Annotated in this window: 19 protein-coding genes; 11 read left to right on the top strand and 8 right to left on the bottom strand. The window is 67.3% G+C overall.

Features of this window, described 5'->3' with window-relative positions; translation table 11 throughout:
- Window positions 1-110: 110 nt before the first annotated feature.
- Together FL344_RS00610 and map are read left to right on the top strand one after the other, a co-directional pair.
- On the top strand, window positions 111-332 hold the full coding sequence (locus FL344_RS00610; protein WP_171410092.1) for a hypothetical protein: 222 nt from the start codon (window positions 111-113) through the stop codon (window positions 330-332).
- Window positions 329-1,324, top strand: a complete 996-nt coding sequence (map, locus tag FL344_RS00605) for a type I methionyl aminopeptidase (protein WP_141617092.1) — start codon at window positions 329-331, stop codon at window positions 1,322-1,324. The genes FL344_RS00610 and map overlap by 4 nt, the downstream gene beginning before the upstream one ends.
- A gap of 60 nt (window positions 1,325-1,384) precedes the next feature.
- Here the strand turns inward: map and FL344_RS00600 are convergent, their stop codons facing one another.
- Window positions 1,385-2,101 (bottom strand): class I SAM-dependent methyltransferase, encoded by a 717-nt coding sequence (locus FL344_RS00600; RefSeq protein ID WP_186817762.1) that lies wholly within the window; start codon window positions 2,099-2,101, stop codon window positions 1,385-1,387.
- Window positions 2,102-2,339: 238 nt separating this feature from the next.
- On the opposite strand from FL344_RS00600, the gene FL344_RS00595 reads away from it, so the two are divergent.
- Window positions 2,340-2,783 (top strand): hypothetical protein, encoded by a 444-nt coding sequence (locus FL344_RS00595; RefSeq protein ID WP_228564647.1) that lies wholly within the window; start codon window positions 2,340-2,342, stop codon window positions 2,781-2,783.
- A 45-nt stretch (window positions 2,784-2,828) separates the two neighbouring features.
- On the opposite strand, the gene FL344_RS00590 is transcribed toward FL344_RS00595, so the two are convergent.
- Window positions 2,829-3,704, bottom strand: a complete 876-nt coding sequence (locus FL344_RS00590) for an AraC family transcriptional regulator (protein WP_194862926.1) — start codon at window positions 3,702-3,704, stop codon at window positions 2,829-2,831.
- A gap of 57 nt (window positions 3,705-3,761) precedes the next feature.
- Here FL344_RS00590 and FL344_RS00585 point away from each other — a divergent pair, with 57 nt between their 5' ends.
- Both FL344_RS00585 and FL344_RS38870 read left to right on the top strand, forming a co-directional pair.
- Window positions 3,762-4,751 (top strand): PD40 domain-containing protein, encoded by a 990-nt coding sequence (locus tag FL344_RS00585; protein WP_141617090.1) that lies wholly within the window; start codon window positions 3,762-3,764, stop codon window positions 4,749-4,751.
- Window positions 4,752-4,876: 125 nt separating this feature from the next.
- Window positions 4,877-6,178 (top strand): hypothetical protein, encoded by a 1,302-nt coding sequence (locus FL344_RS38870; protein ID WP_228564646.1) that lies wholly within the window; start codon window positions 4,877-4,879, stop codon window positions 6,176-6,178.
- Between the two features lie 31 nt (window positions 6,179-6,209).
- On the opposite strand, the gene FL344_RS00570 is transcribed toward FL344_RS38870, so the two are convergent.
- Window positions 6,210-6,986 (bottom strand): hypothetical protein, encoded by a 777-nt coding sequence (locus tag FL344_RS00570; RefSeq protein ID WP_228564645.1) that lies wholly within the window; start codon window positions 6,984-6,986, stop codon window positions 6,210-6,212.
- Window positions 6,987-7,021: 35 nt separating this feature from the next.
- Window positions 7,022-7,363, bottom strand: a complete 342-nt coding sequence (locus FL344_RS00565; RefSeq protein WP_228564644.1) for a DUF2917 domain-containing protein — start codon at window positions 7,361-7,363, stop codon at window positions 7,022-7,024.
- A gap of 196 nt (window positions 7,364-7,559) precedes the next feature.
- Between FL344_RS00565 and FL344_RS00560 the strand changes: the two genes are divergently transcribed.
- On the top strand, window positions 7,560-8,996 hold the full coding sequence (locus FL344_RS00560) for a PLP-dependent aminotransferase family protein (protein ID WP_228557693.1): 1,437 nt from the start codon (window positions 7,560-7,562) through the stop codon (window positions 8,994-8,996).
- Window positions 8,997-9,004: 8 nt separating this feature from the next.
- Here FL344_RS00560 and FL344_RS00555 read toward each other — a convergent pair whose 3' ends face one another.
- Complete coding sequence (locus FL344_RS00555) at window positions 9,005-9,721, bottom strand: hypothetical protein (protein WP_141617087.1); 717 nt, start codon at window positions 9,719-9,721, stop codon at window positions 9,005-9,007.
- A 1,482-nt stretch (window positions 9,722-11,203) separates the two neighbouring features.
- Here FL344_RS00555 and FL344_RS38360 point away from each other — a divergent pair.
- Window positions 11,204-12,151: a VCBS repeat-containing protein gene (locus tag FL344_RS38360; RefSeq protein ID WP_194862925.1), complete on the top strand. Its 948-nt coding sequence runs from the start codon at window positions 11,204-11,206 to the stop codon at window positions 12,149-12,151.
- Window positions 12,152-12,332: 181 nt separating this feature from the next.
- Here the strand turns inward: FL344_RS38360 and FL344_RS00545 are convergent, their stop codons facing one another.
- Window positions 12,333-14,168 carry a metallophosphoesterase gene (locus FL344_RS00545; protein ID WP_141617085.1) on the bottom strand — a complete coding sequence of 612 codons (1,836 nt, stop codon included), beginning with the start codon at window positions 14,166-14,168 and terminating at the stop codon, window positions 12,333-12,335.
- Between the two features lie 185 nt (window positions 14,169-14,353).
- Here FL344_RS00545 and FL344_RS00540 point away from each other — a divergent pair, with 185 nt between their 5' ends.
- Window positions 14,354-14,818: a thioesterase family protein gene (locus FL344_RS00540; RefSeq protein ID WP_194862939.1), complete on the top strand. Its 465-nt coding sequence runs from the start codon at window positions 14,354-14,356 to the stop codon at window positions 14,816-14,818.
- Window positions 14,815-15,621, top strand: coding sequence for a bifunctional 2-polyprenyl-6-hydroxyphenol methylase/3-demethylubiquinol 3-O-methyltransferase UbiG (locus tag FL344_RS00535; RefSeq protein ID WP_141617083.1), 807 nt, complete (start codon window positions 14,815-14,817; stop codon window positions 15,619-15,621). The genes FL344_RS00540 and FL344_RS00535 overlap by 4 nt, the downstream gene beginning before the upstream one ends.
- Window positions 15,622-15,642: 21 nt before the next feature.
- Here FL344_RS00535 and FL344_RS00530 read toward each other — a convergent pair whose 3' ends face one another.
- A complete protein-coding gene (locus FL344_RS00530; RefSeq protein ID WP_141617082.1) occupies window positions 15,643-16,194 on the bottom strand; it encodes a malonic semialdehyde reductase in 552 nt (183 codons plus the stop codon).
- Between the two features lie 171 nt (window positions 16,195-16,365).
- On the opposite strand from FL344_RS00530, the gene FL344_RS00525 reads away from it, so the two are divergent.
- The gene (locus FL344_RS00525) at window positions 16,366-16,719 is read left to right on the top strand and encodes a helix-turn-helix domain-containing protein (protein ID WP_141588926.1); all 354 of its coding nucleotides are present in this window, start codon (window positions 16,366-16,368) and stop codon (window positions 16,717-16,719) included.
- A 3-nt stretch (window positions 16,720-16,722) separates the two neighbouring features.
- Here FL344_RS00525 and FL344_RS00520 read toward each other — a convergent pair whose 3' ends face one another.
- Window positions 16,723-17,850, bottom strand: coding sequence for a hypothetical protein (locus FL344_RS00520; protein WP_194862938.1), 1,128 nt, complete (start codon window positions 17,848-17,850; stop codon window positions 16,723-16,725).
- A gap of 200 nt (window positions 17,851-18,050) precedes the next feature.
- On the opposite strand from FL344_RS00520, the gene FL344_RS00515 reads away from it, so the two are divergent.
- Window positions 18,051-18,434 carry a DUF962 domain-containing protein gene (locus tag FL344_RS00515; protein ID WP_141617080.1) on the top strand — a complete coding sequence of 128 codons (384 nt, stop codon included), beginning with the start codon at window positions 18,051-18,053 and terminating at the stop codon, window positions 18,432-18,434.
- The last annotated feature ends 14 nt before the right edge of the window (window positions 18,435-18,448 follow it).

Below are 18,448 nucleotides of genomic sequence, written 5' to 3'. Positions count from 1 at the left end.
CCTGTCCAGGCGGGCGGCGTCGCCTGGCGAGCAGTGCCGCCGTCCCGTGTGGGAAAGAAGCCGTGCATGGGTGCATGTCTAGGGGTATAGACACGCCCGAAATGTGTCCCATGGTGAAGACCGAAGACCTGATTGACGCTCAGGCGGTGGCCGGGTTGCTGCGCCTGCGCCACGCCAACAGCGTCAGCACCTACCTGCGCCGCTATCCCGACATGCCCCGGCCCGTCCTGGACCTGGGCACGGGGCGGCCCCGGCTTTGGCTTCGTCCCCAGGTGGTGCGCTGGATGCGCGCCCGTAAGCCCGAGCAGCTCCGCGCTGGAGGTGAGTCATGACTACCGCTGTTCCCCGTTCCCCGCCCGCCGTGCTTCCGGGCCCCAACGACACCTGCTGGTGTGGCAGTGGCAGCAAGTACAAGAAGTGCCACCGCGGCGCGGATGCCGCCGAGGCGCGCAAGAAGGGCCCGGACGTGCTTCGCAAGGGCATCCGTCCGGGCGTCATCAGCCCGCGCCGCGAGGTGCCGCTCCACATTCCCCGTCCGGACTACGCGCTGACGGGCCGTCCGTCGCGCAAGGACGCGGGCTCCGACATCAAGACGCCGGACGTCATCGCCCGCATGCGCAAGGCGTGCAAGGCCGCCGCCGAGGTGCTGCAGGAGGTGGCTTCGCACGTGCGTCCGGGCATCACCACGGACGAGCTGGATGCGATTACCCACGAGGCGTACATCAAGCGGGGCGGGTACCCCAGCACGCTCAACTACCACCGCTACCCGAAGTCGCTCTGCACGTCCGTCAACGAGGTCATCTGCCACGGCATCCCGGACAGCCGGCCGCTGGAGGACGGCGACATCGTCAACCTGGACGTCACCATCTTCCTGGATGGTGTGCACGGTGACTGCTCGGCGACGTACTTCGTGGGCAACGTGGACGAGGAGAGCCAGCGGCTGGTGCGCGTGACGCGCGAGTGCCTGGAGCATGGCATTGCCGCGGTGAAGCCGGGCCGGCCCATCAGTGACATCGGCCGCGCCATCGAGACGCACGCCACCCAGCACGGCATGAGCGTGGTGCGCGCCTACTGTGGCCACGGCATTGGCGAGACGTTCCACACCTCGCTCCAGGTGCCGCACTACTACGAGGCCGAGGCCGACACCATCATGCAGCCCGGCATGATTTTCACCGTCGAGCCGATGATCAACCTGGGCGGCTGGGGTCACCGCACCTGGGATGATGAGTGGACCGCCGTCACCGCCGACGGCAGCCGCAGCGCCCAGTTCGAGCACACCCTGCTCGTCACCGAGCAGGGCGCGGAAATCCTCACCGTGGCGTGAGCCCGTGGACGCGCGCGGCCGGACTCTTCCGGCCGTGCGCTCCGGGTTCGGAGGTCGCTCTCAGGGCGCGTATCGCGCCAGGAACACCTTGAACTGAAGCGACACGAAGATCGGCTTCGGCGCGACCAGTCCTGCATGGGCGAGCATCGCGAACAGGGCGGCATCGGATTCGATGGGCCGCAGCGTCATGAAGCGCTCGCGCCGGCGCTCCAGTTCCTCCCGTGGGGTGCCATAGGCCCGCCACCGCCGGAGCTCCACGTTCAACAGCTCGGGGTCCATGCCGATGCGGCAGCCCACGACGAGAGGGGCTCCAGGCTTGAGCCGACGGGCGACTTCCCGGAGCAAATCGAGGCGGGCTGCTTCACCCTCCACGTGGTGGAGGACGCCCATCATCTGCGCGCCATCGAAGAGGGGGCCGGACGGGAGCGTGTGGAGCTCGCCGTGGTGCAGGTGCGTGCGTGAGAGGAGGCCCTCCGCCTCCAGGCGCTTTTGCGCGACGTCGAGCATGGCGTCGGAGGGGTCCACGCCCGTGAAGCGCCAGCCGGGGACGTCGAAGCGGGTGTAGGGCATCAACTCAGCACCCGTGCCCACTCCCACGAAGAGCAGCGAGGCCGCGTCCTGGCCATCGAGCTGGGCCGTCAGCGTGCTGACGCCGAGTTCATACAGGGCCTGGGTGCCCGCGAGCGCGACGGACGCCTGGGCGTCGTAGTGAGCGGCGCGGTCCGCGCCAAACCCTGGAACGATGTGGTGGGCGGGGTGGTGGTGGTCGTGAGCCATGAGAGGTCCTCGGAAAGTCGTAGCCGGCTTCGAGAATGCGTTCTGGCTCGGGTGAATGGGAGGGCGGGGATTCAGGTGGGATCGGCGGAAGCACAGGTCCGTCCCACGGCTGCCATCCAGGCAAGTGCGGGCGGCGGCGCGTTTCACTTCGAAAGAGGTTCCCCCATGGTGAACGCGAGCCGAGCCAATTCGTAGCGGCTGTTCAGCTTCGGTAGGCTCACCCCCGATGGGGCAAGGATTGAAAGTCGCGTTCTCATGTAGGGGGCAGGGGTGGCTGGAGCTCTCGTTCGAGGTGCAGGGACGGCACGTCTCCTCGACCTTCTCCGATGTGCCGTTCGACTCGCTTCGGCACCTGGCGGAATCGCTTCTCGGCTTCTATGAGAGCGGGCTCCCGAGCGCGACGCAGTTGAATGGGGAACCGGAAGTAGACGAACTGCGCCTGGAACCTGGTCCTGGCATTCAGGCGGCCCTGCGGCTCGTGCGCTTGCCGGACCGGACGAGCATGAAGGACACCGAAGCGGAACGCTTCAGGATGGAAGCTCCGGCGCGAGACATCGTTCTTTCATTCTGGCGCGCGCTCCGCCGGCTCGAAGGGGAGTTCGCGGCGAACGGCGCCACCATCTGGCGCTTCGAGTTCCCGCACCGTGCGGTATCCCGCCTTGGCGATGCCCTGAGGCAGTGACTCAGGTGTTCGATAGCGGAACGCGAGCCGCGCCTGCCACCGCGGTCAGGCGTGTTTGTGCGCGCGAGCGCGGTAAGCGCGAGGTGAGAGACCAAACGCGCGCGTGAAGCTCGTCGTGAAGTGGGACAGGTCCCCGAAGCCGGCATCCAGGGCGACATCGGTGATGCGCGCACGGCTGCCGCGCAGCGCCGTGGCCGCCATGCCCAGTCGCGTGGCGATGACGAACTGGCGGGGTGTCTGTCCCGTCACGGCTCGGAACATGCGCAGGAAGTGAAAGCTCGTGAGCCCCGCGATGTCCGCGAGCGTGTCCAGCGAGCAGTCCTCCATGAACTTTGATTCGAGATACCGCAGGACCCGGGCCACTCTGCGCGCCTGCTGGTCGGAGACCTCCACCCGTGTGCCCGTCGGGTCGCTTCCCAGCGTCACCCCTGCGTCCACCACCGCCAGTGCCGCCTCTCGCAGGTCCTCCACCTGGCCACTCTCGAGTGCTTGTCGTGCCAGGAGGACGGCGTTCACCGACGTGAGCGACGCCGGAGCGCAGACGCGCGCGAAGGGGCGCGTTCCCCGATTGGAACGCCCCAGCGAGCGGAGGGCATCGTCCAGCAGCGTGTCGGAGCACTCGATGACGAGCGATCGGTCTCCTCCATCATCGACGTGCCGGAACTCATAGGGCGCCGACGGGTTCCCGAGCAGCAGCGCGCCCGGCCCCACCACCGCCGCCCCTTCGGGGCTCCGGACATGGAACACGCCGGACAGCACGACACTGATGCAGACCCGAGCGTGCTCGCCGCTGAAGATGGGGCTGCGGGTGCCTGCTCGACAGACACAGTCACTGATGTCGAAGGCCTCGCCCGCGCTGAGCGCGTGATAGCCGGGGGCCCGCTCGGGAAGCACCGCAACATTCCCAAAGTTTCGCCTCATGGGCCGATGCTATCCCGACCGCCGTGGTGCTGAAGCAATGTCCAGGAGGAGCCGTACATGGCGGGGATGTCGTCGATGCGAGGCGTGCTCTTGATGATGACGCTCTGGGAGCTGGGGTGTGGCGCACACGGTGGACGGCCTGCGGAGGCACTGGAGAATCACCGGGGCACCTGCACGCCCGAGCTCTACGGCGCGGGGCTCTTCACCACCGGGGCCTGGGACTTCTTCATGGCCTTCTCTCCAGACCAGCGACGCGTGCTCTTTGGAAGGGCAGATGACCGTTTCCAACAATATACGCTCTACGAAACGCAGTTGACCGAAGAAGGGCACTGGTCCCGTCCGGTGCTCCCGCGCTTCGCCACCGAGTGGAGCAACGCGGACCCACACTTCTCGCCCGATGGGCGCACGGTGTACTTCATCTCCAACCGCCCCGAGCCTGGGGAGCAAGGCCCCCGAAGCTCGTATGACATCTGGGCCGCGTCGCTGGACGCCGACGGAGCATGGGAGGACGCGCGACGCCTTCCGGCCCCCGTCAACGACAAGCACCGCGACGAGTGGTCACCGGCCGTGGCCGCCAATGGCAATCTCTACTTCGGGGGTGAGCGAGACGGCACACGGGGTGGCAGCGACCTCTGGGTCTCCCGCTGGGTCGACGGCGCCTACCAGCCGCCAGAGAACCTGGGGCCCGGCATCAACTCGTCGGCCCATGAGCTCGAGCCGTGGATTGCTCCTGATGAGAGCTACCTCATCTTCAGTGCACTGCGGCGGGAAGACGGCCTGGGCGGATACGACTTGTTCCTCAGCCGAAAGGTGGATGGCGCATGGACACCTGCACGCCGGCTCTGCGAGGGCATCAACACGCCCGCGAGCGACTACAACCACAGCGTCTCCCCCGACGGAAAGTGGCTCTACTTCAGCAGCACGCGCCCCTTCACGGGCGACGTGGGGGCACGTTTCGATGCGCCACGGGATGACAGCGCCGTTCAGGGCATTGGCCGTGGCACGGGGGACATGTACCGCATCCCCATGAGCGCGCTGGGGTTGTGAATCCGGCAGCGGAGGACGTCTCCGTCGCGAGCCGGAGCACGTCCTGGCTGGCTGCGCGCGCGGCTCGGGCCGTTGAGCCGGTGCTTCCGTTGACCCCTCGACAGCCTCATGCGAGAGGGTGGCGCATGTCCGACTGGAAGCGCCTACAGAAACTCAACGGCGGCGACGCCATCTGGTACTCGGAGCCTCAGCTCGATGTGAAGGATGAGGTCTGGCTCTATTCGGCGGGAGGCGAGCTGCGAGTCTGGAGCGCGGGGACCCTCTACAAGCCGGAGCCCAAGGCACTGAAGGTGTCCGCTCCCGTGACGGAGCGCTTCACGCTCTTCAAGCTGCTGTCCCAGCTCTTCGTCGACGTGGAGGTGCGCGGAGAGAAGGCCGTGGTCCGCCGAGGCACCCTGAACGGCGCCCACCTCGTCTCCCTCTGCGACGCGTCGGACGTCGAGGCCCTGGTGGCGCGCTACCGGAAGCTGGGCTTCCGTGATGGCACGCCCTGGAACGCGAACCGGAAGCGCATCACGGTGCGGGAGTATCGCAAGGGTGCCTCGACCCAATGGGTCATCTGGGTCGATGGGAATCGGACCGTCGAGAACTATCGCAAGGAGACGGCCGCCGGCAGCCGCGAGGCCGCCATCCAGCGGGCGGAGCAGCGCATCCGCGCCCAGGAGAAGGCTGGCTTCGTCCTGCGCAACGTGGAGCTCCGGGACGCTGTCCATTCCAACCCCGAGCCCGCGGCTCCGAAGGGTGCGCCGAAGAAGCCCGCCGCTCCCAAGGCGCCCACCTTCTCCAAGCCGCAGGACGCGTTCGCGGCAGTCGACACCGCCATCGCCATGCTCAAGGACCTCCACGCGCGCTACCCCAAGGCGCACTTCGTCGCGGAGCACCTCGACGTGAAGAAGGAGCCCAAGCGCATGGGCTCGCTCGACCAGAATCTGTCCTTCTTCAAGCGTGTCTACAAGCACCGCATCGGACGTTGGAATGGCGTGAAGGCGCTCAAGCCCAGGAAGACAGAGTCGAGCTGGGATTACTTCCTGCGCGTGTACGGCTCCATCACCTGGATTGTGGACAACGTGGTCGACAATGGCCTGTCCACGTTCCCGTGCGGAAACGTTTCGGGCGGAGGCTGGAGCTGCCTGGAGATCGCCGACGACGTCTATGACCTCGACGGCCTCGTCGCAGCGACTGGAAACACGGAGTTGGAGCGCCTCACCGTATTCCACGGCGGCTGGCACACCGGCAGGTCCTTCGCCTTTGACCTGCGCACGAAGTCCCCGGCGCGCGAACACGCCGTGGTCGGCTTCGATGAAAGCATCCAGAAGCTGCCCAGGATGACGAAGGCCGAGCGCATCCAGCCCTTCGGGTTCTGGCTCCACAAGCGCGTGACGCAGTTGACGCGCATCGTGGAGGGCAACCTGCGCGAAGTGCTCTGAGTGGGCCGGCGAGGAGGGGCCGGCCCGGGGCTCACCCCTCCTTCACCCAGGCGCGGAGCTTCGGGCATGGAATGGTCGTGGCGAGCGACTCTTCCATGCTGTGCTCATAAATCGAGATGGCGCCTGGCACGTCGTGGCCCGCGATGTCTCCGACCGCCTGCATGGCCGTGCCGATGCGTGGGTCGACGCGCGCGCCGTGCTCGGCGAGGAAGCGTTTGATGGTGGCGCGCCACTCCACGCCTGCCTGAGGCTGCTGGGTGACTTTCAACGCGGAGAGGGCCTTGCAGAAGTCGCCGTAGAATTCACGCAACCGGGTGGCTGCCGCCGTCCGTTCCGCCTCCGTGGTCCGGAACCGCGCCCACAGTTCCACCTGCACCCGCTCGTCATAGTTCCCTGGAAAGGTTGGGAAGGACCAGGTCTTCACCCGCTCTTCCACGCAGCCTGGGTCGAGGAACAGCGACCGCACGCCCCATGCCTCCGTCTGCCTTTCTTCTTTCTGGACCTTGCCGTCTGGCGCCAAGGTGAATCGCACCCGGATGCGATCATCCGTGTCGGGTCCGGCCTTCCAGGGAACGAACTCAATCGAATGCGGGGCCTTGTCCTTCCCGCGCTGGATGGAGACCAGACGCATGCAGGACGCGAGCGTCTGGCGTTGGCTGTCGAAGGCACGTCGCACGGCATCCGGTGTCAGGCCCGGCGAGGTCTCCACCCGTTCCGCCGGGGAGACCTCCGCGGCCTGTGCGGTGAGGAGCGAAGACACGAGCGTGAGGACCGAGGCGAGGCGGCGACAGTCAGGGAAGCTGAGCATGGCGCGGACGATAGCAAGGCAGGGCAGGGCACCGACTATCGGACAGGCGCCTCATGCTTCCTCGCTGGAGGCGTGCACGGCGTATGGACCGGCGTGCGCTGCATCAGGCAGAAGCGCGAGGGCTTCAGCGCCTGCACCACCACGTGCCCGGAGCGCTCCAGGCGCAGCGTGTCGCCGGGGTGCAGCACGTAGTCTTTCGCATCGCCCTCGCAGGTGAGCCACAGCATGCCTTCACGACATGTCAGCGTCAGGGGATGTCCGCTCCGGGTGCGCTCGCTCCACAAGGCGCCCTGGGCCAGGTGAACCGGGCCCACGTTCCGCGCTGGCGCTGCGTCGAACCGCAGCTCGCTCACCACCGTCCTCATCCAGTCCCACATCACTGCGTCCTCCAGGGCGCCAACATGCGCCCCCGGGCGCTTGCGGAACAGATTCAGTCAGATGAGATTGTGACCAGTACAGTTCTGCTTCAGCGAACTGTGCCGGTCGCCGTCGACGGGAGCTGTATCTGGGCAACGGGCCCGTTCTCGTCTCCGATACCGGCCGTGGTGGATGCGGCTCACCTTGGGAGGAGCCATGGGCGCGGTGGCACACAAAGCAAAGCTCTACGAGCAGGTGGCCGAGCGGCTCGCGGATGCCATCTCCGCGGGCACCTTGCAGCCTGGAGACAGGCTGCCATCCGTGCGGCAGCTCAGCCTGCGCGAGCGGGTGAGCATCTCCACGGTCCTCCAGGCCTACCTGCACCTGGAGTCCCTGGGGCTCATCGAGACGCGCCCCCAGTCCGGCCACTACGTGCGCCGCCGTGAGCGGCCCCGGCTGGCGGAGCCCCAGGTGTCCCGGCCCGCGTCCAGCGCCACCGCTGTCACCGTCAGCGGGCTCGTCGCGAGCGTCTACCGGTCCATGGGGGATGCCCGCATGGTCAAGCTGGGCGCCGCCTCGCCCGCGCCGGAGCTGCTACCCGTCCGCAGGCTGTACCGCGAGTTGAACGCGCTCAGCCGCGAATCGCGCGACCGGAGCATTCAGTACGACGCGCTGCCCGGGTGTCCGGAGCTGCGCCAGCAGCTCGCGCGCCGCTCCATGGACTGGGGCTGCTCGCTGGCCGCGGACGACTTCATCACCACCTTCGGCGCGTCCGAGGCCATCCACCTGTGCCTGCTCGCGGTGGCCCGCCCGGGAGACACCATCGCCATCGAATCTCCCGCGTACTACGGAACGCTGCAGTCCATCGAAGCGCTGGGCCTGCGCGCGCTGGAGATTCCCTGCTGCCCGCGCAACGGCATGCAGATGGAGGCGCTGGAGGCGGCGCTGACGCGGCGGCGCATCGCCGCGGTGCTGGCGGTGCCCAGCTTCAGCAACCCGGTGGGCAGTTGCATGCCCGACGTGCGGCGCCAGCGGCTGGTGAACCTGCTGGATGCTCACGATGTGCCGCTCATCGAGGACGACATCTACGGAGACCTGCACTTCGGCGCTGAGCGTCCGCGCGCATGCAAGGCATTCGACACGCGCGGCAACGTGCTGCTGTGCAGCTCGTTCTCGAAGACACTCGCGCCGGGCTTCCGCGTGGGCTACGTGGCGCCGGGCCGCTTCCGGGAGCGGGTGGAGCTGCTCAAGTTCTCCACCTCCGTGACGACCGCCACGGTGCCCCAGTATGCGATTGCGCGCTTCCTTCAGAATGGAGGCTATGACAGGCACCTGCGCTCCTTGCGCCGCCGGCTCGCCGCGCAGGTGGAGCGCATGGCCGAGGCCGTGGCGGAGTTCTTCCCCGAAGGCACGCGCGTGACGCGGCCCTCGGGCGGCGCGCTGCTCTGGGTGGAGCTGCCGCGGCAGGTGGACTCGCTGGCGTTGAGCGCGAAGGCCCTGGAGGCGGGCATCAGCATCGCCCCGGGGCCCATCTTCTCCGCGCGGATGGATTCCTATCGCCACTGCTTCCGGCTGAACTGTGGCCACCCGTGGACGCCGCGCATCGAGGCGGCCATCTCCACGCTGGGGGCGCTGGCGCGCAGCCTGACCTGACGTCGGGCTCAGCGCGCGAATAGCAGCCCCGCGCCTTCTCGGGCTGCCCGGTCCACGGCGCGGGAGATGGCCTCAATCGCCGGCGCGGGGGCTGCTGCCCGGCCGGTCCGTGTCAGCTTCAGGCGGAGCGACGTCATGAAGCGGGCCCAGTTGCTCAGTGGCATGTAGTCAGGGGCCCCGCTCAGGTGCTGGCGCAGGTCGTCTCGCACGTGCCGGACCTCCGCGGCCGTCCAGTAGCCCATGGAGGGGAAGTTGCGTCGCAGGCCAATGCCCTCCGCCACGGTCCGGTCCGGCGCCCGGCCCCAGACGAGGTGGCGCCACAGCTCGAATGTCCGCTCGGGACAGTTCTCTCCGATGACGACGTCCGAGGCGCGGACCTGCTTGTCGGTGGGCTTGAGGTCCGTCGCCAGCTCCATGCCCTCTGGAATGCCCAGTTCCTCGCAGGTGAAGTAGTCGGACAGCTCATCGAGCAGGTCCAGCATGGCGTCCGCGTAGCGGGCGGGGGGCTTGCGCAGGGACTCGGCGCCCTGCTGGAGCAGGTGGTCCACGAGCCCGAGGATGGCCATCAGCTCCTCGTCCGACTCAATGTCGGCCAGGTCCTCCGCGTTCAGGTGCTCCGTGTTCTCCCGCCAGAGCCAGTCGCGGAAGGCCGCGAGCCGCGCCGGCGTCAGCAGGGGGACGAGTCCGTCGGGCGGGGTCAGGTAGATGAAGACAGGGGCGCTCATGCGCCCTGTCTACTCTGGACCGAGGCGAAATGGGCTTCGGATGTGGGGCGTCGCTGACTCTCCTGGGCGTCCGTTTTGGTCTTGCCTTCGCGATGAAGCCGCCGCTTCGCGTGCAGTGCCGGGTTTGGGGCGACGTCCGCGAACGGGTTCCAGTATCTGCGAGTGAATAGTGCTAATGCACTCTGCTCTTCCAAGTGAGGCTTTGGCGGCGCTTGTTGTGGGAAAGCCAGATTTTCTGGTTGTGGATTTGGGTGTTGAGTGATGTCAGACCCCTTTGTTAGACACGGTCATCCTCATCGACTGCTCGGCTTGAGGGGCGGTGAGGAGTCTTGAGTTGGTGGCTTGTTCTGCTATTTCATGTTTTGGGACGGCTGGTTCGCTGCTGCGCGAATGGAGTGGTCTGTGAGACGAATCGTAGGTGTTTGGTCATGTTTGGCGGCGCTGGCGACGGGTTCCTTGGGCTGTGGTGAGGGGGCACAGGAACTGGCCTCGAGTGAAGCGGACGAGGCCGTGAGGGTTCCGACGTGGGAGGAGTTTCTTGCGTCCTCTTATTTCGCTCCTTCACGTGGCGTCTACATCGCGAATGGCGATGAAGTTTTCAGGAGCCAGGAGGAACTCCGGAGCTATTACGATGCTCACGTTGAAGCGTCGGCTCACGGAGTCACGCGCAGCCCGCTAGCTGTTCGTATCTCTGGTGGGCAGCGAAGTGTTTGGAGTGCAGCTCAGAAGCGCCACTTGACCTACTGCGTGGATAGTGCGTCGTTGGGAGTCCACTACGCTCAGGTGGTTCATGACCTGGGGCTTGCGATGCGCAAGTGGGAGGCTGCTGCTGATGTGAAGTTCATTCACCTGAGTCAGTATGATGGCGATTGTGGGCCGACGCAGGAGAATGTTGTTTTTGATGTGTTCATGAATAAGGAGCCCATTGATTTTTGCGAGGAGCATCCGTTCGCGTGCTGGATTCCCGTGGAGCCAGGCGGACCTGCTCTTCCGTCTGGTTACTCCAGGGTTGTGGCGATGGCATTTTACCCGGACTTTGAGCGGTCTGATCGGCGCGTCGAGTTGAATAGGCGCTATGTGATCTATGATTATGCTCTCGTCGCCAAGGTGCTTACGCACGAGGTGGGGCATATTCTTGGTTTTCCACATGAGCATCTTCGCATTTCTTCTTCGGATCCGGATTGTTCTGAGAGTGAACTCTGGGAGGGTTTGACTGCGTATGATTCGGAGTCGGTGATGAACTATCCGCAATGTGGCGGTTTGTCGACCTACTCCCGCCTTTCATTGCTCGACCGAATCGGCGCCCGCAGTGTTTACGGACCTTCCCAGGTGCTTGGTGCGGATTTCAATGGTGACGCCTACGCAGATATCTTCCGATACGATACCGGTACCGGTCAGGTGGAAACTCGGTACGGCAATGCTGGTACGGGGGAACTCCTTTTCAGTGCCCCGTCCCAGAAGACATGGATTGCAAATCTGAAGATGATCCCCGGCGACTTCAACGGAGATGGCAACACGGACATCTTCCGCTACAACACCAGCACCGGTGAGGTGGAGATTCGCTACGGTCGGCCCGAAATGGACGAGTTCCTCTTCAGTTCTCTATCCCAGGTGACGTGGATTCCTGGACTGGAACTGATTCCTGGCGACTTCAACGGGGATGGCTTCACGGACATCTTCCGGTACCGCCCGAGCACGGGCGAAGTGGAGATCCGCTACGGGTCGGCCATCATGACCGAGCTGCTCTTCAGTCCTTCGTCACAGCAGACGTGGGTTGGAAGCCTGAAGATGATTCCCGGCGACTTCAACGGGGATGGCTATACGGACATCTTCCGCTACTACATGCCTACGGGCGAGGTGGAGATTCGCTACGGCAACTCTGGAATGGGCGCACTGAGCTTCAGTGCCACCTCGCAGGAGACCTGGGTTTCGAATCTGAATCTGGTGGCCGGCGACTTCAACGGGGATGGCTATACGGACATCTTCCGCTACTACATGCCTACGGGCGAGGTGGAGATTCGCTACGGCACCACTGGCTCAGGGGCTCTGCTCTTCAGTGCGTCGTCGCAGAACACGTGGATTGCCAATCTGACCATGGTGCCTGGTGACTTCAACGGGGATGGGTACACGGACATCTTCCGGTACAACACGTCCACTGGCGAGGTGGAGACCCGCTTCGGTGTTGCCGGCATGGGGCCGCTGCATTTCAGTGCTTCGACCTTGGAGACGTGGGTTGCGAATCTGAAGTTCGCGCCTGGTGACTTCAACGGCGACGGTCGCACGGACCTCTTCCGCTACTACACCCCGACCGGTGAGACTGAGATTCGCTACGGCAGCCCAGGCACGGCGCCCTTTGTCTTCAGCGCGGCGTCCCAGAACCTCTGGATTCCCGGCTTGGAGACCATCAGCGGCTACGTGCCCAGCCACTGATTCTGGGCGAGTCGTCCTCCGCGTGCGCGGATGACGGAGCGCGGGCTGGAGCGGCGCACCACCGCTTCAGCCCGCGTCGTTGATTGGCTTGGCGGACGTGGCGCTCCCACCTCAATCCGGCGTCATCGCCACGACCGCCACCCCGACAATCCCTCACGGCACGTCGTTGGTCGGACGGTTATCACACGCGGATGGGGGGTTCGATGAGTACGGGCGCGGTGGCCTTCGGGTCATCCGGGTCGAACGCGGGCGCGTAGGGACCGGCGTGGGTCTCCTTCCACTTGCGGGGCACACGCTCGATGCCCACCGGGAAGACGGTGAGCCGTCCGTCTTCACCGATGCGCATGCGGAGGAAGTTCTTCCAGTCCGGAAGCGCCAGCGAGATGAAGGCCTCGTTGGAGTGCGCACCGAAGCGATTCACGCTCAGCCACAAGTACAGGCCCATGACGAAGGGGCCCACCAGGAAGCCGCCTAGGAAGGTGAAGCCCGAGGACAGCAGGAACTTGCCCGCCAGGTGCCACCAGCCCGCATCGCAGTGGATGCCGTCCGCGGCGAGCTCGGGGCACACGCCCAGGCCGCTCACCGTGAAGTAGGTAGCGCCCCAGGCCACGAAAAAGGCCGCGGCGATGTGTCCAAGCCCGTGGAGCGTGCCCGCCAGCGTGCGCCACTTGCCGAAGGCCGAGTCGGCCAGCCCGATGAGCCCGCCGATGGTGGCCATGCCCAGCACCAGCGTCCACGGCCGGGCCACCATGCTGTTGGCCACCGCCAGGATGACGTCTGAAAGCTGCGATATTCCGAACGAGCCCACCTCCGCGTAGGCCGCCAGCGCCAGCAGCAGGTACAGCATGCCGGTCATCAACCCGAACAGCGGACTGTGGCGGATGAGGAGCAGGTTCTGCCGGGCCAGCTTCCGGGACGTCCGCTCGTCCGGGAAGCTCTTCTGCAATGTGTAGCCGTCCCGCAGGACGTGGGCGGAGGGCGCGTGCGTGGGGTGGAGGAAGGCCCCGCCACCGCCCGCGGTGATTTTCTGCCGCCCGCCGGCGTCCTCGTGCCGCCGGTAGTGGTGCAGGTCCCCGGCGAGGAAGACGTTGATGCGCCGGCCGAACACCTTCTCCTGGAGGTACTCCAGGTTGTTCTCCAGGTAGCTGCCCTTGCGCCGCTCGGTGGCGGCCAGAATCCACGCGGGCTCTGCGTTGCAGAGGATGATGCGGTCGTCGGGGCCCATGTGGCTGGCCACTTCGCGGAAGTACTCCACCTGCGGCACGTCGATGTCGCTGTTGAGCTGCACGTCCGTGCCGATGAGCCACCAGCGCTGGGGCAGCTTCAGCGCGAAGTAGCTGCGGCTCTGCCGCGTGCGCCGGCCAGCAATCCACCGGTTCGCGCAGAACAGCCGCAGGAAGGCGCCGAGCCCGTCGTACCAGTCATGGTTGCCCGGAATGACGAACAGGTCCGGGCTGGGCGCATGCGAGCGCCGCATGGCCGCCTCATAGGGCTGGACGAGCCGCTCGTCGTACACCTCGCGGCTGGCGCCGGGGTACACGCCGTCACCGCCATGGACGAGCAGCCGTCCTCGCTGTGTGGCGTGGGGCTCCGCATGGGGCTGGCCCTGCACGGACAGCGTCAGCTCCGGCAGCGCCAGCAGCCGCGCCACCGCGTAGGTGGAGTTCCAGCCGTCGCCGGTGTCCGACACATAGTCCAGCCAGAAGCCGCCCTCCGGCATCGGCTCCTGCGAGTAGTCGAAGTAGGGCACCTGCGGCCGCACCACCGCTTCGATGAGCCGTTGGTCCGCGCGCGCGCCGAAGACGGCCGCCACCACCGCGTCCAGGCCCGTGCGCAGCAACTGCGCGGGATGAAGCCAGCGCACCATGTCCGCCCGCTTCCGGGGATGCGCCGCCATGCTCTGGTCCGACACCGGCAGGCCCTCGCGCGGGGACAACGCGTAGGGATGCAGGTCCTCGGCGGGGATGTCCTCTCGTGGCGGCTTCAGCGGCTCCAGCGGCTCGCGCTCAGCGGCCATGAGCGGGTTGCTCCAGGAAGAGGCCGGAAAGGACGGTGAAGCCGAGCCCGGGGGCCGCGGGCGAGGACGTGTGGAATCGTGAACGCATGGCTGTCCTGGATTACCACGGCCATGGCCCTCGTCTGGAGGCCAGGCAGGCGCGGTTCACGGTTCCCTGGGGCCGCCGGGTGGGGCACCCTGGGGACATGCCGGATTCGCCGCTCAAGGATTTCCCGGTGGTCGTCTCCTTCCCTCTTCACTGGGGGGAGATGGACGCCTTCGGCCACGCCAACAACACGCGCACGTTCACCTGGTTCGAGACCGCCCGCATCCACTACTTCGCGCGCATCGGCCTGACGGGGCCGTCCGGCGCGGGGGACGAGCGGACGAACCGCGACGGCGTGGGGCCCATCCTGAAGGCCACCAACGCGGAGTACCTGCGTCCCATCCTCTTCCCCACGCGCCTGGTGGCCGGTTGCCGCGCCACCCGCATCGGCACGTCGTCCATCACCCTGGAGCACGCGGTGGCCGGAGAGGACGACGGCGTCCTCTACACCCGGGGGAGCTGCGTCATCGTCACCTTGCGCTACGCCACCCACGAGAAGGTCCCCGTGCCGGCGGAGCTCCGCGCGGCGATTGAGGCGCTCGAGGGGCGCTCCTTCAGCTCGTGAGTGAACGGCGGTTTCTGGGCATCGCGCCGTCCACGAGCGACCTGGCGCTGGGGTTCTACGAGGGCATGGCGGAGGAGTACCACCTGCTCTTCGCCAACTGGCCGCAGGTGGTGGAGCGGCAGGGCGCCATGCTGGACGCGCTGCTGCGCCGCTGCGAGGCGCCGCCGCCCCGGCGGGTGCTGGACTGCGCGTGTGGCATCGGCACCCAGGCGCTGGGACTGGCGGGCCGTGGCTACACCGTCCACGCCACCGACTTGAGCCCGGCCGCCGTGGCGCGTGCCGAGCGCGAGGCTCGCGCGATGAACGTGCACCTCACCACGGGAGTGGCGGACATGCGCACGCTGGACGCGCAGGTGGAGGGCACCTTCCCGGTGGTGCTGGCGCTGGACAATGCGGTGACGCACCTGCTGACGGACGAGGACCTGGACGCGGCGGCGCGCGCCATGGCGTCGAAGCTGGCTCCCGGTGGGCTGGTGGTGCTGAGCGTGCGCGACGCCGACGCGCTGGTGCAGAGCCAGCCTCGCTTCACCTCGGAGCGGCTGCTGGAAGCGCCCGAGGGCCGCCGCATCCTCTTCCAAGTCTGGGACTGGGCCGCGGACGGACGGACGTACACGGTGCACCAGTTCATCCTCCGCCCCGAGGGCAAGGGCTGGCACACCACCGAGCACACGGGCGTGTACCGCGCGCTTCAGCGCGTGGACCTGGAGCGGGCGCTCACGCGCGCGGGGCTGATGGACACGCGCTGGCACACGCCGGAGGAGACGGGCTTCCATCAGCCCATCCTCACGGCGCGGCGGGCCTGAGTTTCGCGGGAGGGTGGGCCGCTACTCGATGCGGCACGCCTCGCTGAAGTCCAGGCGCGGGTTGCGCGGGAAGAGCTTCTCCGCGTCGCCGTAGCCGAGGTTGATGAGGAAGTTGGACTTCCACTTCCCCTCCGGGAAGAACGCCGCGTCCAACTTCGCGTTGTCGAAGCCCGCCATGTGCAGCGAGCTGTTCATGTGGGCCGTCTTCTCGCGGGCCTCCGCGGGCATGGCGAGGAAGCCCGCCTTCATGTCGCGCGAGGGGAAGAGCTGGGGAAACTTTTCGTAGAACGCGGTGTCGTACGCGATGATGGCCGTCACCGGCGCGTTCATCGTCTTGTCCACGTTGCCCGGGGACAGGGTGGGCTTGAGCCGCTCCTTCGCCTCGCGGCTCTTCACGAAGACGATGCGCACCGGCTGTGAGTTGGCCGCCGTGGGTGCCATCCGGGTGAGCGCGTAGAGCTGCTGGAGGACGTCGTCCGCCACCGGCTTGTCGAGCCACGCGTTGTGGGTGCGGGCGTCGAGAAAGAGCTGGTTGAGGGCGTTGGCGTCGAGGCCAGCCTGCTGCGTTGCCATGGGCGAGTCCCTTCCTGGAGTGATTCGGCGCGTGACCTTCATGGGCCGCCGCCACGGTTCTTCAGGTAATGGGTTCGCTTTTAATCTGTAAGTGACTTCCAAAAAGTAAGTGGCTTGGGACTTCCGTGCCGGTGGCGGGGCGGCTCGCTATATTCGGGGGAGGAGGCGCCAATGGAGCATCCGCTGACACGGTGTGCGCGGTTCGAGAAGGCCAGCGAGCTGATGGGGAAGCGCTGGACGGGCCTCATCCTGCGCATCCTGCTCGCGGGGCCCCGGCGCTTCGGCGAGCTGACGGACGAGATTGGCAGCATCAGCGAGCGCGTCCTGTCGGAGCGGCTCAAGGAACTGGAGGCGGAGGGCGTGGTGTCGCGTCACGTGGACGCGGGGCCTCCCATCCGCGTGGCGTACCAGCTCACGGAGAAGGGACAGGCGCTGTGGAAGGTCGTGGATGAGCTGGGGCGGTGGGCGGAGCGCTGGGTGGACGTGAAGCCCGCCTCGCCCGCTCGCAAGCGCAAGTCCGCGTGAGGTTCAGGCGCCGCCGCGCTTCGCGTCCGCTGGGGCGTTGGGGTGGCGGGCCAGCAGCATGCGTAGCTGGGGCTGACGCCGCACCGCTTCCTGCTTCAGCAAGTGCGCGATGAGGGCCGGCGGGGCCGCGCTCCAGCGGGCGATGTTCTGGATGAGCATGGGCGAGCGGTAGGTGCGTCCGCACAGCAGCGACGCTGTCTTCCCATCCACCGGCAGGCCGATGAGCGCCGCCAGGGCGCGGCCTTCCGTGTTGAGGATGAGCTCCACCTTCTCCTCCGCGGGGCCGCTGGCGAAGCGCTGGCGGAGCACCTCGCGCGCCGCGCGCCGCGTGGACTCCGGCACGTCGCGGTCATTGCCCACCTTGTGCAGCTCCATGAGCCGGCGTGCGCTCCACAGCCGCCGGAAGAGGCTGGCGGGGAGCTGCGGGTTGCGCACGAGCCAGCGCCGCACCCCGGTGTCCGCCGCGAAGGCCGCCCGGGCGCACAGGGCCTCCAGGCCGACGGGGTTGCGGTGGTAGCGCGCCACGAGCCGCGCATGGGGCAGGCCCGTGCGCGCGTTCTCCAGCACGGCCTTGATGACGGCGGGCACCGGGTCGAAGCACAGCGCGGAGAGGATGGGGTCCTCCGCCGCGTGGGCATGGGCGATGCGCTGGTCCTCGGGGAGCGGGTGCAGCCGCAGTTCGAAGAGCTGGCGGTAGTTGCCCAGGGCGGCTTCGGGCTCGTCTTCGGAGGCCGGCTCGGCGTCCGGCGCGGGCGCGGCCTCCAGCGGTGTCAGGTCGAGCACGGGGAGGTCTGCTTCGGGCGCGGCGTCCAGCGGCGTCAGGTCGAGCACGGGGAGGTCTGCTTCGGGCTCGGGGTCCGTGGGGGGCGTCCGCCGCTGGGGCTCGAAGGCCACAGGTGGAGTGGCGACAGGTGCCGCCGGGCTCGCGGTGGGCGTGGGCAGCAGCGCGCCCTGGGTGACGAGCCGGGAGAGGATGGTCCGCAGCCGCTCGGGGGGCAGGCCCGTCAGCGCGGGCAGGTTCCGGGCCGGGGTGGCGCCGTCCAGGCGGGAGAGCACGAAGCCCTCTTCTGGACTGAGGGCCAGCGTCCGCAGGTCGACCGCCGGGTTCGGCTTGGGCATCCACTCCGTCATGGCTCCAGAGTCTTTCATGACCTGGAGGCGTCCTGCAGGCCCGGGCCAGGGAGGGCGGCACCGGACTGGAAAACATGAACGATGCTGGACGGCCTGCCCGGCTGGTGGGCGTGCGGGGAGTACCCTTGCCTGTCCATGCCTACACGCTCTGCGTCGAGCCGGGTTGACGGGAGGGCGCCGGGGGGCCCTAACTTCCCACCATGTCCGACCGCATCGAGACCTATGCCGAGTTCTGGCCGTTCTACCTGCGGGAGCACGCGCTGCCGTCTACGCGCTGGCTTCACTTCACGGGCACCTCTCTGGGGCTGGGGCTGGGCGTGACGGCCGTCGCGACGGGCCGCGCCGCGCTGGTGCCGGCCGCGCTCGTCGCCGCCTACGGCTTCGCGTGGTTCAGCCACTTCGTCATCGAGCGGAACAAGCCGGCATCGTTCAAGTACCCGCTCTGGTCGTTCATCTCCGACTTCCGCATGGCGGGGCTGATGGCCATTGGACGGCTGGCCCCGCACCTGGAGCGTGCCCGGGCGAGCGGCGTGGGCTCGGGTGAAGTGGCCCGCGCGGTGCCCGCGACGCAGCAGGTCCGCTAGCGAGCAGGCTCGCT

It is taken from the genome of Myxococcus sp. AB036A, from assembly GCF_006547355.1.
Taxonomy (GTDB): domain Bacteria; phylum Myxococcota; class Myxococcia; order Myxococcales; family Myxococcaceae; genus Myxococcus; species Myxococcus virescens.
This window is presented reverse-complemented; position numbering and strand designations above follow the sequence as displayed.

Excerpts from the sequence above, each read along its gene's own strand:
- FL344_RS00610 (WP_171410092.1), top strand. The coding sequence starts at position 111 with ATGGTGAAGACCGAAGACCTGATTGACGCTCAGGCGGTGGCCGGGTTG.
- map (WP_141617092.1), top strand. The coding sequence starts at position 329 with ATGACTACCGCTGTTCCCCGTTCCCCGCCCGCCGTGCTTCCGGGCCCC.
- FL344_RS00600 (WP_186817762.1), bottom strand. The coding sequence starts at position 2,101 with ATGGCTCACGACCACCACCACCCCGCCCACCACATCGTTCCAGGGTTT.
- FL344_RS00590 (WP_194862926.1), bottom strand. The coding sequence starts at position 3,704 with ATGAGGCGAAACTTTGGGAATGTTGCGGTGCTTCCCGAGCGGGCCCCC.
- FL344_RS00585 (WP_141617090.1), top strand. The coding sequence starts at position 3,762 with ATGGCGGGGATGTCGTCGATGCGAGGCGTGCTCTTGATGATGACGCTC.
- FL344_RS38870 (WP_228564646.1), top strand. The coding sequence starts at position 4,877 with ATGTCCGACTGGAAGCGCCTACAGAAACTCAACGGCGGCGACGCCATC.
- FL344_RS00570 (WP_228564645.1), bottom strand. The coding sequence starts at position 6,986 with ATGCTCAGCTTCCCTGACTGTCGCCGCCTCGCCTCGGTCCTCACGCTC.
- FL344_RS00565 (WP_228564644.1), bottom strand. The coding sequence starts at position 7,363 with ATGTGGGACTGGATGAGGACGGTGGTGAGCGAGCTGCGGTTCGACGCA.
- FL344_RS00560 (WP_228557693.1), top strand. The coding sequence starts at position 7,560 with ATGGGCGCGGTGGCACACAAAGCAAAGCTCTACGAGCAGGTGGCCGAG.
- FL344_RS00555 (WP_141617087.1), bottom strand. The coding sequence starts at position 9,721 with ATGAGCGCCCCTGTCTTCATCTACCTGACCCCGCCCGACGGACTCGTC.
- FL344_RS38360 (WP_194862925.1), top strand. The coding sequence starts at position 11,204 with ATGATCCCCGGCGACTTCAACGGAGATGGCAACACGGACATCTTCCGC.
- FL344_RS00545 (WP_141617085.1), bottom strand. The coding sequence starts at position 14,168 with ATGGCCGCTGAGCGCGAGCCGCTGGAGCCGCTGAAGCCGCCACGAGAG.
- FL344_RS00540 (WP_194862939.1), top strand. The coding sequence starts at position 14,354 with ATGCCGGATTCGCCGCTCAAGGATTTCCCGGTGGTCGTCTCCTTCCCT.
- FL344_RS00530 (WP_141617082.1), bottom strand. The coding sequence starts at position 16,194 with ATGGCAACGCAGCAGGCTGGCCTCGACGCCAACGCCCTCAACCAGCTC.
- FL344_RS00525 (WP_141588926.1), top strand. The coding sequence starts at position 16,366 with ATGGAGCATCCGCTGACACGGTGTGCGCGGTTCGAGAAGGCCAGCGAG.
- FL344_RS00520 (WP_194862938.1), bottom strand. The coding sequence starts at position 17,850 with ATGACGGAGTGGATGCCCAAGCCGAACCCGGCGGTCGACCTGCGGACG.
- FL344_RS00515 (WP_141617080.1), top strand. The coding sequence starts at position 18,051 with ATGTCCGACCGCATCGAGACCTATGCCGAGTTCTGGCCGTTCTACCTG.